This window comes from Actinomycetota bacterium (assembly GCA_040757835.1).
Lineage (GTDB): Bacteria > Actinomycetota > Geothermincolia > Geothermincolales > RBG-13-55-18 > SURF-21.
Map to the genome: position 1 here is coordinate 1 of JBFLWJ010000028.1, position 16,148 is coordinate 16,148.

15 protein-coding genes are annotated in these 16,148 nt (G+C 64.0%); 1 reads left to right on the top strand and 14 read right to left on the bottom strand.

What is annotated here, in order from left to right:
• The first annotated feature begins 689 nt into the window (after nucleotides 1-689).
• Nucleotides 690-1,751 carry an IS481 family transposase gene (locus AB1384_14960; protein ID MEW6555571.1) on the top strand — a complete coding sequence of 354 codons (1,062 nt, stop codon included), beginning with the start codon at nucleotides 690-692 and terminating at the stop codon, nucleotides 1,749-1,751.
• A 283-nt stretch (nucleotides 1,752-2,034) separates the two neighbouring features.
• Here the strand turns inward: AB1384_14960 and AB1384_14965 are convergent, their stop codons facing one another.
• From AB1384_14965 to AB1384_15030, 14 genes are all read right to left on the bottom strand, one after another.
• Entirely contained in the window at nucleotides 2,035-2,310 is a 276-nt protein-coding gene (locus tag AB1384_14965; protein MEW6555572.1) for a type II toxin-antitoxin system RelE/ParE family toxin, read from the bottom strand.
• On the bottom strand, nucleotides 2,300-2,590 hold the full coding sequence (locus AB1384_14970; GenBank protein ID MEW6555573.1) for a type II toxin-antitoxin system Phd/YefM family antitoxin: 291 nt from the start codon (nucleotides 2,588-2,590) through the stop codon (nucleotides 2,300-2,302). Before AB1384_14970 ends, AB1384_14965 begins: the two co-directional genes overlap by 11 nt.
• Nucleotides 2,591-2,727: 137 nt before the next feature.
• Nucleotides 2,728-4,047 (bottom strand): MFS transporter, encoded by a 1,320-nt coding sequence (locus tag AB1384_14975; protein ID MEW6555574.1) that lies wholly within the window; start codon nucleotides 4,045-4,047, stop codon nucleotides 2,728-2,730.
• 121 nt (nucleotides 4,048-4,168) lie between these two features.
• The gene (locus AB1384_14980) at nucleotides 4,169-4,612 is read right to left on the bottom strand and encodes a DMT family transporter (protein ID MEW6555575.1); all 444 of its coding nucleotides are present in this window, start codon (nucleotides 4,610-4,612) and stop codon (nucleotides 4,169-4,171) included.
• On the bottom strand, nucleotides 4,609-5,697 hold the full coding sequence (locus AB1384_14985; GenBank protein MEW6555576.1) for a Gfo/Idh/MocA family oxidoreductase: 1,089 nt from the start codon (nucleotides 5,695-5,697) through the stop codon (nucleotides 4,609-4,611). Before AB1384_14985 ends, AB1384_14980 begins: the two co-directional genes overlap by 4 nt.
• Before the next feature lie 100 nt (nucleotides 5,698-5,797).
• A complete protein-coding gene (gene trpA, locus AB1384_14990; protein ID MEW6555577.1) occupies nucleotides 5,798-6,586 on the bottom strand; it encodes a tryptophan synthase subunit alpha in 789 nt (262 codons plus the stop codon).
• The gene (trpB, locus tag AB1384_14995; protein MEW6555578.1) at nucleotides 6,583-7,788 is read right to left on the bottom strand and encodes a tryptophan synthase subunit beta; all 1,206 of its coding nucleotides are present in this window, start codon (nucleotides 7,786-7,788) and stop codon (nucleotides 6,583-6,585) included. The genes trpA and trpB overlap by 4 nt, the downstream gene beginning before the upstream one ends.
• Nucleotides 7,766-8,428: a phosphoribosylanthranilate isomerase gene (locus tag AB1384_15000; GenBank protein ID MEW6555579.1), complete on the bottom strand. Its 663-nt coding sequence runs from the start codon at nucleotides 8,426-8,428 to the stop codon at nucleotides 7,766-7,768. The genes trpB and AB1384_15000 overlap by 23 nt, the downstream gene beginning before the upstream one ends.
• A complete protein-coding gene (gene trpC / locus AB1384_15005; protein ID MEW6555580.1) occupies nucleotides 8,415-9,218 on the bottom strand; it encodes an indole-3-glycerol phosphate synthase TrpC in 804 nt (267 codons plus the stop codon). The genes AB1384_15000 and trpC overlap by 14 nt, the downstream gene beginning before the upstream one ends.
• Nucleotides 9,215-10,306, bottom strand: coding sequence for an anthranilate phosphoribosyltransferase (trpD, locus tag AB1384_15010; GenBank protein ID MEW6555581.1), 1,092 nt, complete (start codon nucleotides 10,304-10,306; stop codon nucleotides 9,215-9,217). Before trpD ends, trpC begins: the two co-directional genes overlap by 4 nt.
• Nucleotides 10,306-10,881, bottom strand: coding sequence for an aminodeoxychorismate/anthranilate synthase component II (locus AB1384_15015; protein MEW6555582.1), 576 nt, complete (start codon nucleotides 10,879-10,881; stop codon nucleotides 10,306-10,308). The genes trpD and AB1384_15015 overlap by 1 nt, the downstream gene beginning before the upstream one ends.
• Nucleotides 10,878-12,434, bottom strand: a complete 1,557-nt coding sequence (gene trpE / locus AB1384_15020) for an anthranilate synthase component I (protein ID MEW6555583.1) — start codon at nucleotides 12,432-12,434, stop codon at nucleotides 10,878-10,880. The genes AB1384_15015 and trpE overlap by 4 nt, the downstream gene beginning before the upstream one ends.
• Before the next feature lie 374 nt (nucleotides 12,435-12,808).
• On the bottom strand, nucleotides 12,809-14,047 hold the full coding sequence (locus AB1384_15025) for a thiolase family protein (GenBank protein ID MEW6555584.1): 1,239 nt from the start codon (nucleotides 14,045-14,047) through the stop codon (nucleotides 12,809-12,811).
• Between the two features lie 148 nt (nucleotides 14,048-14,195).
• Nucleotides 14,196-16,055 carry an AMP-binding protein gene (locus AB1384_15030; protein MEW6555585.1) on the bottom strand — a complete coding sequence of 620 codons (1,860 nt, stop codon included), beginning with the start codon at nucleotides 16,053-16,055 and terminating at the stop codon, nucleotides 14,196-14,198.
• Nucleotides 16,056-16,148: the final 93 nt, after the last annotated feature.

The window sequence follows — 16,148 nt, forward strand, 5'->3', positions numbered from 1 at the left end:
AATAGCCTCCTTACCTGTTGATCGGTAACCATCTAAGCCTCCTTCCTGCGAGCCTTAGATAGTTTTACCGTCCCGCGAACGGGAATTCTAATTGTCGTTGCCCGGGAATTCTAATTGTCGCTGATCAGGCGTCCTGTCGTTGGTTCGACTGCGCACATGTACAATAAATCATCCAAGGGGTCTCCTTCACTTGTATGCATATAGTGCGGGCCATAACTTGTTCTTTCCGCGCAGAAACTATCGTCGGACCATAAGCGCGTAGCAAAAGATTTACCATCCGGTACATAGTTATTTACGCAAATGGTTCTCCTGCTGTGTGGTTTGACATCTCTTAACTCAAGATACCCACCACTTCCATATGGATAGGTAGTTCTATTCGTATCAACGAAACGTGCACGTATTGTTATTTATTCGCCTGTACAATTTTGAACTGCAATGTAGCAAAGATGGCCATTAGCAGTATCAACATAACCCTCTGCAAAACAATGGATATATTTATTCGTACTATGTATTGGCGGATTTACACAGCATCGAGAAGATGAACCTTCATGATCCTTATAAGTAGATCTTGTAAAAGTCACCAGCTTCCCTGACACATTCTAACATCCTCAACAGCAAAGCAGTCATCCGTCCCGTTCGGTAGAATTGTTGATTATCCAAGTCACCAAGACTATCGAAAGGAGAAACGAATGACTGCCAATGAAAAGGTAGCACGAAGGAAGCTCTCGATGCTAGAACTGGCCCAGGAGCTACGGAGCGTAACCGAGGCCTGCCGCATCATGGGGTATTCCAGAAGCCAGTTCTACGAGATCAAGCGGGCCTTTCAGACCGGGGGCTTAGAAGCGCTTCTAGACCGGCCCCCCATCCCGGGCTCGACTCCGCACAGGATCCCGGATGAGCTGGAGAAAGAGATCATCGAGCTCTCCATCGAGCATCCCGCCTGGAGCCAGCAGCGCATAGCCGACGAGATGGCGCTCAAAGAGAAGGTCATATCCGCCACCACGGTAAGAAACGCCTGGATGCGCAACGACTTAGAAACCCGCTACAAGAGGATGCTCGAGCTGGAGAAGAAGGTGCAGGCAAAGGGCTTTGCCCTCACCGAGGATCAGGTAAAGCTGCTGGAGAAACACAACCCGGAATACGCAGAGCGGCACGTCCAGACCCTCTGGCCCGGCTATCTCATCTGCCAGGACACTTTCTACGTGGGGACCCTAAAGGGCGTGGGCCGGCTGTACATGCAGGCGGTGGTGGACACCTACTCCTCTTTCGCCTTCGCCAAGCTGTATACGGCGAAGCTCGCCGTCACCGCCGCGGACGTAATGAACGACCGCGTCCTGCCCTTCTTCGCAGCAGAGGGGATCTCGGTTGGCGCAGTGCTCACAGACAACGGCAAGGAGTACAAAGGAAGGCTTGAGGAACACCCCTACGAGCTCTTCCTGGCGCTATCCGACATCGAGCATCGCTTTACCCGGGTGGGGACGCCACGAACCAACGGTTTCGTGGAGCGCTTCAACCGGACCGTCCTAGACGAGTTCTTCCGCGAGGCCTTCAGAAAGAAGTTCTACGCATCGGTTAAGGAGCTGCAGGCAGACCTGGACCGCTGGTTGCATCATTACAACTACGAGCGTCCCCATCGCGGCTACCGTAACCTGGGACGGAAGCCTTATGAGACCTTCAGCGCCGGCAAGAAAGAGATCGGGAAGACCAAGGACAAGAAAGACGACAGAAAGGAGGTGAAAAAGGCGGCCTAGAGCCGCTAGAATCTACCGGAGGGATGGATGGCACTGTCCGGTAAGCTCATGACTAATACAGTTTTACACTTCTAAAAACCTCTTTACACATTGGGTGCAAAAGCCATGAGATTCTCGAACAACTTCTTTTTAGAATATCGCCTCTATTCATGCATAGCTTTGGGGACGCACCCCTTTATCCTGCAGCTTTCGGGGCCACAGCCCCGCGATTGTCGCACTTCCAAGTTATGAATATATATTAGTGGCTTGATCTCAGTTTGATCTCAGTTCTGTAAGGGGTTGCCTATTTCTTGTAAGTATCTTCTGCCCGAAGCTTCGCGGCGATTATGACGACCGTCAGCTCGTCATCGTCGACGTCGTAGAAAATGCGGTAGGGACCCACCCGCACCCGGTACTCGCCGAGATCCTTTGTCTTCAGTTTCACGCAACCGGGGGGCTGGGGATCGTATGCCAGGGACTCTATGGCGCCGAAGAGCCGGGCGATATCGCTGCGGGGCAGCTTCTTTAATTCTCGGGCTACGTTTTTAGGGACGATTACTCGGAATTCTTTAGAGGCCAAGGTAATCCTTAAGCTCCTTAAGGCCCATGACCCCGCCCTTCTCGATCTCGCGGCGGGATCTCTTGACCATGGAGATGAGCTCTGGATCACGCAGGTCCTCCAGGAGTTCTATAAAGGCCTCGTATTCCTCGACCGGCATCAAAACGGCGTCGGGTTTTCCCCTGTCGGTTATGAAAACCAGGGACTTTTTCCTACGGGCAGTCTCCAGAATCTCCGGAAGCCTCTCCCGGAAGTCCCTTCTTCCTACGAATTCGTCCTCACGGTGGACGGGGTAGGACATATCTCTCTCCTTTCGTTTACTCACTACACGTTTATCATAGCATAAGTTAAACATATGTTAAACATTAGATTGGAATCAGTGGTATAAGATAGTATCAAGCGCAGTGTCATGGGCTCGGGCCGCAAAGCAGCCGGGCTTCAGCGCCGGGCGCGGGGGCCGGTTTCCTTGACCCCGATAACCACCACCACTATCGCCAGGACGCCCAGGGCCATGAGGAAGAGGATGGCCCAGCGATAGTCGGGAACGCCGGCCGCCGTCTCCGTCTTGAAGACCTCCATGAGCAAGGGGATGACGAAGGAGCCGATGCTCCCGATAGCCATGAGCGTGCCCACGGCCGCCCCGGCCAGGCGCGGCCCTATCTCCTCCATCTCACCGCTGATGGTGAAGGTCACCGGCAGGGCGGAGAGCAGGAAGAAGCCCAGCAGCGCACCGGCTATGATGCTGACCGGTTTGACTCCGACGAAGCCTATCAGGAACAGCATGGGGATGGGGACCAATCCAGCCAGGACGAGGAAGGGTTTACGCAGGCCTATCTTCTCCGAGACACCCGGCAGAACGGCGGCTCCTAGAATACCTCCGATGATCACCGCGCTGGCGACGGAAGCCGCGAACTTGGTGGTGAAATCCGCGCCGTGGTAGGTGATGATCTTCTCCATGGTCACCACGAGACCCATGTAGATGCCGTAGCCGATCAAGGATACCGTGGCCAGGGCACGAAAGACCGAGGAGCGCAGAAAGCGGCGCAGCGACTCCATCGTTCCCAGCTTGACCTCCTCCGGAAGCGGGCCTGAAGGCGTAGGGGGCTCCTCCTTGGTGAAGATGATGAACAGGATGGTGGCCACGGCCATTACGATGGCGAATACGAGGAGTACGTTGTTGAGCCCCGACTGGATAATCGCCTTGTTGCCCACGTCGGCGGCGTCCTCGGGGATGCCGGCGATGGTGGTCACCAGTTGGAAACCTACGGCGGTGCCCAGGTAGAAGAACATGGTGGCCAGGCCTATGCCCAGGGCGCGGTCCTTCTCGCGGAACCACTTGATGGGCATCTTGGACATGTTGGTGACGATGAAGACCGCCGCCGCGCCGATGACCGCTTGGCAGACGAGGTAGATCCAGTACTGCGCGGTGCCAGAGTCGATGACGTGGGGTACGATGGCGCGGATGATACCCAGCACGGAACAGATGATCGCCCCCAGGGCACCGGCGTACTTGAAGCCCTTACGGTCCGCGAGGTCTCCGGCATAGGAGCCGAAGAAGACGAACATCAGCGGGCCCACCAGGGCCAGCGCCCGGATGGCGGTGGAATTCATGCCCAGGGCGAACTGCACGTCGCTCTCGATGGGGGCGAAGCTCACCCACAGCAAGGCTTGCGCGACCAGGATGAGTCCATAGAGGAGGAGCACCACCCACCGGTAGCCGTATTGCTTGTATTCCTCTACCTCTGCGACGCTTTCCATGCAGCCTCCCCCCTTTGTTCAGGACGGCTTCCGCGCTGTGACGAGCGGCGGCAGACGATCGTTCAGGGATGCTTGTCAGTCATCTACCTAATAATTGAACACCGCCCCGTTTCTTCCTCCCTTAAAACATCACCGCCAGGTATGCCCCGCCCACCATTACCGCGACCCCCACCACCTTGAGCACGCTTATGGATTCCTGGGGGGAACTCCACAGGGCGAACTGGCTGATGAGCACGCCCGCGATGACCTGTCCCGCCAGCTGCATCACGTTGGTGGCGCCGGCTCCGATCTTGGGGATGATGATGGCGATGGCCAGCACCAGCCCGGCTCCCATGGCCCCGGCCAGCAGCAGCAGGGGGTTCACGTCCTTGAGCCCGGTGATGGCGGAACGGTCGGGACTGGCCAGCCAGATGATGATGGCCACCACCGCCCCGATGGTCCAGAAGACGGCATTGGCGGCACGCGCGTTCTCCAGCTTCTCGCCCAGGTCGGCGTTCATGGCCAGGTGCACGGCGATCACCAGCCCCACCCCGAAAGCCAGCAGGTAATAGAAGGTCTTGCTCATGCGCCGCCTCCATTGATGTCGTCCGGCCGCACCTCTCGGCCCTCCCGCGCCGAGGTGATGGCCGCCAGGGCGAACTGCAGCACCCGCCGCCCCTCGGGGGGTGTGAGGTGGGGGGCGGTACCCTCGCGCATGGCGTCCAGGAGGTGGCGGGTGCAGTCGCGGAAGCTGGCGCCCCAGTCCGCCTCCAGCACGGTGTAGGCGGTGAGCTTGCCCTCCCGGTAGAGGAGGAGCGGCGGGACGTCCAGCATGTTGCCGTGCCCACGCGTCACCCACAGGATGCCCTCGGTGCCCGTGACCTCCACGCGGTCGTCCGCGCTGTAATAGTCCGACTTGATATACATGTCGTAGGCCCAGGCGAAGTCGATGCTGCCGAAACGGGTGCCTTCCTTGTGTTTCCAGATGCAGATGCTCGGCGCGTCCACGCACAGGCCTTCCCCCATGTGCATGGCCTCCATCCAGCAGAAGACCTTCTCAACCTCCCCGAGCAGGTAGAGGGCGATGGAGAACTTGTGGAAGCCGTCGTCGAAGACGAAGGGCCCGCCGCCGCAGGTCTTCTCGTCGATGCGCCAGGCCCAGGCCTCCAGGGGGACCTCCCATCCGCCCGCCGCCGAGCCCCCCACCGAGCGCATGCGGATGTTGAGGGGGGTGCCGACGGCCCCTTCCTCGATGAGCTCCTTCGCTTTGACGATGGGCGGGTAGAAGACGAAGTTCTCGTAGATGCGCAGGGTGACGCCGGCCTTCTCCGCCGCCGCGATGATCTCGTCCATCTCCGCCACGTTCAGGGCGGGCGGCTTCTGCAGCGAGATATGCTTTCCCGCCTCCGCCGCGGCGACGGCCATCTCCAGGTGCAGGTGGTGAGGGGTGAGTATCTCCACCAGGTCGACGTTCCTGTTCTCCAGCAATTCGCGGTAATCGAAGTAGTGCCAGGGTATACCGTAGCGCTCCGCGCGGCCGCACCGGCTCTCCTCCGAGATGTCGGCCACCGCGACCACGCTGGCGTCGTCCCGCCCTTCGTAACCGAGCATGTGCATGTCGAAGATGCGCCCGCAGCCGATGATCCCCACCCCGATGTGCTCCTTGGGCATGACCAACCCTCCCTCCCTTTGTCCGATTGCCGCGGCACCGCTCTTACCGATATTTCGCCGCCGCGATTACCCCCTCCTTGCTGTCCACCCATCCCATGGATCAAAGGGCGGCTTTCAAGCGGGCGGCCAGCTCTCCGGCGCGAATAGCGGGGTCCTCTCCGGCGGCGAGGGCGTCCATGGCCGCCTTGACCAGGGCGCTGCCCACCACCACCCCGTCGGCCAGCTCCCCGGCCTGGGCGCACTGTTCCGGGCTGCCGATGCCCAGGCCCAGGACCAGCGGCACGCCGCAGCAGGTCCGGGACCGCTGCATGAACGGGGCCACCTCGGCCGCGAGGCTGTCTCTCAGCCCCGTGGTCCCGCGCACCGCGAAGCAGTAGAGGAAGCCGCGGGTGAGCCCGCCCAGGCGGCGCAGCCTGTCCTCGGGGGTGGACATGGACGCGAAGAGGACGTTGGCGAGCCCCTCGGCCTCCGCGGCCCTCATCCATTCGGCCCCTTCCTCCGGCGGCAGGTCGGGGATGAGCGCCCCGTCCATGCCGCAGCGCGCCGCCTCCCTGGCGAAGGCCTCGTGCCCCGCGCGGTGCACCGGGTTGTAATAGGTCATGACCAGCAGCGGTTTGTCGCTCAATTCCCTCAAGGCTCCGGCGGTGTCGAAGACATCTTTCAGCCTGAACCCCGCCTCCAGGGCCCGGCGTGAGGACTCCTGGATCACCGGGCCGTCCAGCACCGGATCCGAGAAAGGGATGCCCAGCTCCAGGGCGTCGCAGTGCTCCAGCAGGGAGGCGGCGATGCGCAGCGAGGTATGGCGGTCGGGGAAACCGGCAGTGGCATAGCCGATGAGCGCCGTACCGTTCTCTCCCGTCCTGGAGAAGGCCCGGTCGATACGGTTCATGCTCGTGCCCCCCTTGTATCCATGAGCGTGTGCACGTCCTTATCGCCTCGCCCGGAGAGGCACACCACCATGGAGCTGCCGTGCGGCATGTCCGCCGCCAGCCGCACGGCGTAGGCCACGGCGTGGGCGCTCTCCAGGGCGGGGAGGATGCCTTCGTAGCGGCACAGTTCCTCCGCCGCCCGCAGCGCCTCCTCGTCCGCCACGCGTACGTATTCCGCCCTGCCGCTGTCCCTGAGGAAGGAATGCTCCGGCCCCACTCCCGGGTAGTCAAGGCCCGCCGACACGGAATGCGTCTCCAGCACCTGCCCGTCGCCGTCCTGCAGCAGGTAGCTGCGGGCGCCGTGCAGCACGCCCGTGGTGCCCAGGCACAGGGTGCTGCCGTGCTCCCCCGGCGCGGTCCCGGTCCCCCCCGCCTCCACTCCCACCATGTGCACGCTGTCGGACAGGAAGGGGTGGAAGAGTCCCATGGAGTTGCTGCCGCCGCCGACGCAGGCCACCAGGCAGTCGGGCAGCCGCCCTACGCTCTCCATGTGCTGCTGGCGCGCCTCCCTCCCGATGACGGACTGGAGTTCGCGCACCATGGCCGGAAAGGGGTGGGGGCCCACCACCGAGCCCATGCAGTAGTGGGTATGGGCGGAGGTGGCGACCCAGTCGCGCAGCGCCTCGTTCACCGCGTCCTTGAGGGTGCGCGAGCCGGTGTTGACCGGGATCACCCGCGCCCCCAGCAGCTCCATGCGGAAGACATTGAGGGACTGGCGGGCCATGTCCGTCTCCCCCATGAAGACGTCGCACTCCAGGCCCAGCAGGGCCGCCGTGGTCGCGGTGGCCACGCCGTGCTGTCCCGCCCCCGTTTCCGCGATGACGCGCCGCTTGCCCATGCGCCGCGCCAGCAGGCACTGGCCCAGGGTGTTGTTTATCTTGTGCGACCCGGTGTGGCAAAGGTCCTCGCGCTTCAAGAAGATGGCCGCGCCGCCCGCCGCGCTCGAGAGGCGGCGCGCCTCGTAGAGCGGCGTGGGCCTGCCGGCGTAGTCCCGCAGGTACGAGGCCAGCTCCGCCTGGAAGGCCGGGTCCGCGGCGGCCTCGTTGTAAGCCTGCTCCAGTTCCGAAAGGGGGGCTATCAGCGTCTCCGGAACGTAGCGTCCCCCGAAGGCGCCGAAACGGCCGGTCCCTGCACCCGCCTCAGTCGCCGCTCGTGTTCTCATCGTCGCATACCTCCTCCTGCACATCGCCGGCGGCATCACGTGCCGCGCGGGCGAATTCACGCATGAGCGCCTTGTCCTTTTTACCCGGGGCCGCTTCCACCCCGCTGGATACGTCCACCCCGAACGGGCGCACCCTTCTCACCGCCTCACCCACGTTGGCCGGGGTCAGGCCGCCGGCCAGGATGACCCTGCCGCCGGCCGCGGCCAGCGAAGCCAGGCCCCAGTCGCAGGTCCTGCCCGTGCCACCGGCGAGGAGCGGGTCCCAGGTGTCGATGAGCACGGCAAAGACCCCGTGGTAGTCGGCTATGCGCCCGAGGTCCTCGGGTGAGCGGGGGCGCAGCGCGGCGATGGCCCTGCCCCCGAAACGCAGGACCTCGCCGGGGTCCTCGCCGCCGTGGAACTGCACCAGGTCCAGGCCGCAGTAGTCCATGATCCGTCTCACCTCACCGCCGTCCTCTCCGGCGAATACCCCTATCCTCAGGACCGACGGAGAGATCCCGGAGCAGATCTCGCGCGCACGCTCGGGGCCGATACGGCGCGGGCTCTCCGCGAAGACCAGGCCGATGGCTCCGAAACCCGACGCGCAAGCGGCGGCCGCGTCCTCGCTCCGGGTGATGCCGCATACCTTAAGCAGTAACACGTCCGCCTCCCGCCAGTTCCATCAGGGAAAGGCACGGGTCTTTCCCGCGCACCAGGGCTTCCCCCACCAAAACCGCGTCCACCCCCAGCGCGGTCAGATGCGAGAGCTGGCCGCGCCGCGCGTATCCGCTCTCGCTCACCAGCACCCTTTCGGGGGGCACCAGCGGGGCAAGCCGCGAGGTCGTCTCCAGGTCCACCTCCAGGGAACGCAGGTCGCGGTTGTTGATGCCGACGATGGCGGCCCCCGCATCCAGCGCCGCCTCGAGCTCCGGCTCGTCGTGCACCTCGACCAGGGCGTCCAGCCCCAACGCCGCGGCCTCCGACAGGAGGCCGGCCAGCCCTTCTCCCGGCAGCGCGGCCGCGATGAGCAACACCGCGCTTGCTCCGTACGCCCTCGCCTCCAGGAGCTGGTAGGGGTCGATGATGAAGTCCTTGCGCAGCAGCGGCAACGTGGTGGCCCCGTGCGCCTCGGCGAGGTCCTCCAGGCTCCCCCCGAAGAACTCCGGCTCCGTGAGCACGGAAACCGCGCGGGCGCCGCCCCGCTCATAGGACGCCACCAGGTCCCTTACGGACAGGTCGGGACGTATCGGACCCCGCGAGGGGGAGGCGCGCTTCACCTCCGCGATTATCCTGACGCCCTCGCCAGCGCCGCGCCGCACCCCGTGGAGAAAGTCAGGGGGAGCCGAAGCCCTCGCGCAGGCCTCGCGCAAGAGCGCGGCGGGGACGCCGGCCTTGCGGCTTTCCACGCGCCGCGAGGCCGAAGCGATCGCCCTGTCCAGGAACATCCTCATGCACCCCCCGTTCCGGCTGCGGCGGACCGGGCAGCCATGGCGCGGGTGAGGCTGGCCAACTCCCGCAGTTTGCCCAGAGCAGCCCCTGAGTCTATGGACCGTTCCGCGATGGTTACGCCCTCGCGCAGGCCGCCCGCTAAGCCCGCAACCGTCAGCGCCGCGGCCGCGTTGAGCACGGCGATGTCGCGGCGTGGGCCCGGGCCGCCCGTCAGGACCTCACCGGCGATGATGCGCGCGTTGTCCGCCGCGTCGCCACCCACCAGGTCCCGCAGGTCCGCGCGGGGTATACCCAGTTCGCGGGCGTCGAAGCGGTAAAAGCGAACCCCGCCCGGGCCGATCTCCCATACCCGGGTAGGGGAGGTGGTCGAAAACTCGTCCATGCCGTCCTCGCCGTGGACCACCATGGCCCGCTTCACCCCCATCTCCGCCAGGGCGTGGGCCACGAGCGAAGCCTTGTCCCCCATGCCCACTCCCAGCACCTGTACCTCTGCGCCGGCCGGGTTGGTCAGTGGGCCCAGCAGGTTGAAGGCGGTGGGGACGCCCATCTCCCTCCGCGCTCTCATCACGTGGCGCATGGCGGGGTGGAAGTTGGGCGCGAACATGAAGCCGATACCCACCTCCTCGATGCAGGTCCGCACCTCCTCCGGCGCTAGCTCCACCGTCACCCCCAGCGCCTCCAGCACGTCGGCGCTGCCGCAGGGGGACGAGACCCCGCGGTTGCCGTGCTTGGCGATGTAAGCCCCCGCCCCCGCGGCGATGAAGGCGGCCGCGGTCGAGATGTTGAAGGTACAAAGGCCGTCCCCTCCCGTGCCGCAGGTGTCCAGCAGCGGCCTGACTTCCGGCCTGATGGCGGTGGCCGCCTCCCGCATGCCCTCGGCGAAACCGGCGATCTCCTGCGCCGTCTCCCCGCGCATCTTCAGCGCCGTGAGCAGGGACGCGATCTGGGCGTCGCTGGCCTCGCCCCGCATGAGGCAGCGCATGGTCTCGCGGGCGCCCTCGCGGTCCAGGCTGCCGCCCGAGGTCAACCTGCCTATGACCGCGCCGATGGTCTCCACGCCTTCGCGGGGGGCATGGTCGAGGTCCGCCATCATGCTCCCACCTCCATGGCGAGGAAGTTTTCCAGGAGCCGGTCTCCGCAGCTGGTCAGGATGGACTCAGGATGGAACTGCACTCCCTCCACGGGCATGTGCCGGTGGCGGACGCCCATCACCAGGCCGTCCTCGGAGCGCGCGCTCACCTCCAGCTCCTCGGGGATGGACTCCAGCATGAGGGAGTGGTAGCGCGTGGCCTCGAAGGGGCTCTCCAGCCCCTGGAAGATGGTCCGCGAGTCGTGGGAGATGCTGGACACCTTGCCATGCACCGGCCGCGGCGCCCGCACCAGGTCCGCCCCGAAACACTGGCCGATGGCCTGGTGCCCCAGGCACACGCCCAGGAGGGGCACTTTCCCAGCGAAGAGGCGCACCGCGTCCATGGTCATGCCGGAGCCGGACGGCGTGCCCGGGCCGGGGGAGATGACCAGGTGGGTGGGCGCGAGACCCGGCAGCTCGCCGGCCCCGACGGCGTCGTTGCGCACCGTCACCACCTCGGCCCCCAATACCTCCAGTGCCTGGGCCAGGTTGAAGGTGAAGGAATCGTAATTGTCGATGAGCAGGACCCTCCTCACGACCTCACCCCCTCGCGGGCTTCGCTGAGGCGCACCGCCCGCAGCAGCGCCCGCGCCTTGTTGCGTGTCTCCTCGTATTCGCGAGACGGGTCTGAGTCCGCCACCACCCCGCCGCCAGCCTGGACGTGGGCCCGGCCGCCCTGGGCGATTATGGTGCGGATGGCGATACAGGTGTCCATGTCCCCACCGTAGGAGATGTAGCCCACGGCGCCCGCGTAGGGCCCTCGCCGGTCCTTCTCCAGCTCGTCTATGATCTGGCAGGCCCTGATCTTGGGCGCCCCGGAAACGGTCCCGGCGGGGAAGGTCGCGCGCAGCAGTTCCCGGTTTCCACAGCCGGGGCGCAGCTCCCCGCTGACCTCGCTCACCAGGTGCATGACGTGGGAGAAGCGCTCCACCTCCAGCATGCGCTCGACGCGCACCGAGCCGGGAGAGCAGACCCTGCCCAGGTCGTTACGGGCCAGGTCCACCAGCATCACGTGCTCGGCCCTCTCCTTGGCATCGCCCAGGAGTTCCTCCTCCAGCGCGGCGTCTTCACGCGGCGTCCTCCCCCGCGGCCGCGTCCCGGCGATAGGCCGGATCACCGCGCGGCCGCCCCGCTGCCGCACCATGGGCTCGGGCGATGAACCGATGAGGTGAAGGTCGCCGAAGCGCAGGTAGAACATGTAGGGAGACGGGTTCTCCGACCTGAGGCTGCGATAGACGTTGAAGGGCGAGCAGCGCAGGGGGAGGGAGAAGCGCTGTGAGGGCACGATCTGAAAAGCGTCCCCCGCGTAGATGTACTCTTTCGCCCTCTCCACCACCGCCTCGTACTCCTCCCGCGAGAAGTTGGATTCCACCCCGTGGAAGTCGGTCTTCTCCGAGAGGAAATAGACGTCGGGGGAGGCGTCGCGCCGTATGCTGCCGGCGAGGTCACCCGACATGGACTCCAGGGACGCGATGGCCTGGCGGTACAGGGCGCGCAGCTCCCCGACGGAGGCGTCCGGCGGTATGGTCACGTTGGCCATGAGGATGAGGCGCCCGGCCAGGTGGTCGAAGGCGGCCGAGGTCCGGGTGAACATGAACATCATCTCGGGCAGTCCCAGGCCGCCGCTTGCCGCGAGTTCGATGTCTTCCATGCAGGGCAGGAGGTCGTAGGAGAGATAGCCCACGGCCCCGCCGCTGAAGGGGGGCTCGCGGCCGCTTTCATAAGCGTTGAAGGCGCCCATGGTCTCGAAGAGATGATCGACGGGATTGCCGGCGGCCTGCGTTCTCACGCCCTGCAAGGAAAGATCGATCACGCCTTCCCTGCAGCTCAGCACGGTCAGGGGGTCGCAGCCGATGAAGGAGTAGCGCCCCCATCTCTCGCCGCCCTCGGCGCTCTCCAGCAGGAAGCCGTACTCGCCCTTGCTCAATTTCAGGAAAGCGGTGACGGGTGTCTCCGTGTCCGCGCTCACCGCGCGCGATACGGTCACCAGGTTGTGGTGGCGCGCCAGGTCCGTGAACTCCTTTTCGCCAGGGCTGTACAGGCCGCGCACGGGGCTGGCCGTGTTGCGCGGGTCTGATATCGTCTGCAAGTCCATCTCCTCCTCTGTTCTTAAACGAAAGGCCGTGTACCCCGGGTACACGGCCTTCTAAAGGGTGGGAACTTTAAAGGCCGTGACCCCTCTGAGAGGATTCACGGCCTTTTTCTCGTTTTTATTCTTCAGACTGAGAACAAGCGGCGGCCGGAGCCCTCTCTATGAGGGGCCCCACCACCATCGGTAAACGCGCATGTTCTCTTTCATGGTATCGCGATTGTAAAAGAGAATCCAAAACCTGTCAATATAGGGGTCAGGTCTTGTTTTTTGGATACCGCGGTATGTTAGCGATTATCATGCATGTGCCCGCCCATATGCAGCAGTTTTGCACTAATACCATATAATGGAACCCAAAAAACAAGACCTGACCCCTATACCCGTTCCACCACGGTGGCGATGCCGACACCACCTCCGCCGCACAGCGTCTGCAACCCGTACCTCAGGCCGTTCCGGACCATCCAGTGCACCATCTCGGTGAAGTAGAGCGCGCCGGTGCAGCCGATGGGGTGGCCGATGGCACAGGCTCCTCCCGTGGGATTGATGCGGGGGTCGTCGAAATCCAGGCCGAATTCGTAACAGAAGGCCAGAACCGGTGAGACGAACGCCTCGTTGGGTTCGAAGACATCGACGTCGTCCATGGTGATGCCCGCGCGCTCCAGGGCCTTGTGCATGGCTGGCACCGGACCCAGTAGCATGATCAGGGGTTCCGAGCCCGCCACCGCGGTGGACACGATCCTGGCCATGGGCTCCAGTCCGAGCTCATCCGCTTTTTCGGCGGTCATGAGCATGACCGCGGCGGCGCCGTCTGCGATTGCCGAGGAGGTGGCGGCCGTCACCGTGCCGTCATCACGGAAACGGGGAGGGAGCGAGGCGATCTTCGCCAGGGCGGCGTCCGGGTCGTCCAGCGCCTGCTGGCGGGGCGGTTCATCGGTATCCACGATCACCTTCTCCCCGTCCTCGCCCTCTACCTCCACCGGGATGACTCGCTTGCGGTACGATTCATGTTCGCGCATGGCCCACACCGCCTTCTGGTGGCTCCAAAGCGCGAAACGGTCCATGTCCTCGCGCGCCAGTTCGTAGCGGTCGGCCAGCATCTGCGCGCTTACCCCCATGGGGGCAAGGGCGTAACGCTCCACGGCCAGGGGATGGATGCTCACCGGCATCCCCGCCTGGAGGGCCGCCTGGAAGTCCGACCCCATGCCGTACCGGCTCATGCTCTCCACCCCGGCGGCGATGGCGATGTCTCCAGCCCCGCACATGAGGGCATGCGCCTGTGAATTGATCGCCTGCAACCCGGCATTACAGTAGCGGTTGCACGTCCAGCCGGCGACCTCGTCCGGAAGGCCTGCGGCGAGTACCCCCACGCGACCCACGTTCAGACCCTGCTCACCGATCTGGCTCAGGCAGCCCACGGCCACGTCCTCGATTAGCGCTTCCTCGAAGGTCGGCGCCTTTTCCTTGACCCGGTCAACCAGGCCCCGCAGGGCCACGGCCAGCAGGTGCTGCGCCGACACGTTCGAGAACACCCCGCCCTTGGCCGCGCCCGCCCAGCCGGACCTGCCGGTGGGGGTGCGCACCGCTTCGACTACCACGACTTCCTTGCGTTCCATGAGCCCTCCTCATCAAAGGGGGTCAGGTCTTGTTTATTAGATACCATAATATGGAAAGTAACACATTCTTGCTGCATATAGGCGAGCATATGCATGATAATCGCTAACATACCGCGGTATCCAAAAAACAAGACCTGACCCCATACACTCAGCCTTTGCGTTCCACGTCCTTCCAGTACAGACTCTCCAGTTCCCGCTTGATGATCTTGCCGTCGATGTGCCTTGGGAGCTCGTCGAAGAACTCCACCCTGGCAGGGAGGGTATACCCGCGCAGGCCCTCCTTGCGGCAGAAGTCGAGGACCTCCTCTTCGCTGGCCTGCCGGCCCTCGTGGAGCTGCACGCAGGCGATGGCCACCTCGCCCAGGTCGGGGTGGGGCATGCTCACCACCGCCACGTCGAACACCGCCGGGTGGCGCAGGACCACGCCCTCGATCTCGAGGGGATAGACGTTGACGCCCCCGCTGATGATCATCTCCTTCACCCTGCCGGTCAGGTAGAGAAAGCCGTCCTCATCTGTGTAGCCGAGGAGGCCGTCGTCGTACCATTCCCGGCCATCGATGATGCGGAGAGACTCGTGCAGCTTGTCCTCGGAACCCGGGTAACGCAGCGACAGGGTGGAGGCAGTGCGCCCCATGACCTTTCCGATCTCGTTCGGGCCGGCCCACCCCTCTTCCTCTTCTATGAAGATCCCCAGGTCACCGCAGCGCGCCTTGCCCACGCTGTTGATGCGCTGGGGGTTCTCCATGTAGTCCTCCGGTAAGAGGACGGTGATGATGGCCGTCTCCGAGCTGCCATAGTATTCGCAGAACACCGGCCCCGGTGCCCCCCCGTCTATGAAAAGCCGGTTGATGTCCCTTTTCACCTGGGGCGGGCAGGGGGCGGCGGCGCAGATGATGGAGCGCATGGAGCCCAGCCAGTACTTCTTCTTCACCTCGTCGGGGAGGGCCAGCACGCGCTGCAGGATGGTTGGGGCCACGAAGACCCAGTTGATGCGCTCCGCCTCGATGAGGCGGAGGAACTCCTCGGGGTCGAACTTGCGCATGAACACCCCGGTGGCGCCCAGCATGAAGCAGGGGGCCCAACCCGCCGCCGTGCCGGCATGGTATACCGGCGTCACGATGAGCGTCCTAATGTTCCTGCTGATGCGGTCGCTGATTCGGTCTCCCCCGAACCAGTAGAAATAGCTGAAGGCGCGCGACGTGTAGGGTATGAAGTTCTCGAAGCTCTCGCGCGGCGCCTCGGCGAGATCGGAGAGGGCGTAGCTGAGGCTGTCATAGAGGTTGGAACTCTTGGGGATCCCGGTGGTGCCACCGGTATAGGGATTGAGGGAGGCCAGGAAGTTCACGTCGGGACGGCTGGCGGGATGGCTTTCCAACAGCTCCTCGTAGGAGAGCATGCCCTTGGGAGGGGATCCATCCGCGCCTACCACCACGAAGTGCTCTATGCCCTCGAGGCCGTCCTTTATCTTCATTATCTCGTCCATGAGGCCGGCATCGAAGATGAACACCTTGGGGGTCCTCAGGTTGATGGTCTTGCGCAGCTCCTCCCCCGTGAGGTGCCAGTTGACGAAGGGCATGGGGGCGCCGATGAGGCTGGTGGCGTTGAGGATCTCGAGAAAGGCCGAGCTGTTGAAGATCATGGTGGCGACGCGGTCCTTCGGCCTTACCCCCAGCGCCTGCAGGGCGTTGGAGAGCTTCAACACCCGGGTCTTCAGCTCGCCATAGGTCAGGCGCAGCTCCCCGTCCACGGCGGCCTCGCGGTCGCCCAACACGTCCCACATCCCCAGGGACCAGTTGGGGACGATCTTGCCCACCTTGACCTTGCCGAGGTCGCGCAGGTTCTTGAGAAGTCCCTGCCCGCCGGTGAAGATCTTGACGGTGATCTTCAAGGTGTTCTTGCCGCCCCCCCACTGCTGCTTGAAGGTCCTCCCCAACCCCTTGGTCTCCTCCATGCGCAGAAAGGGAGGCAGTGTGCGCAACAAGCCCGATAAGGTCTTCTCCGCCTGCATGATGATCAACCCCTCCTCTTTGCGTACGTCCAGGAACGTTCGCTTTGTGTGGTGGAGTAATTGCCTTGACGGATGTTGCGGATCTGGACATGG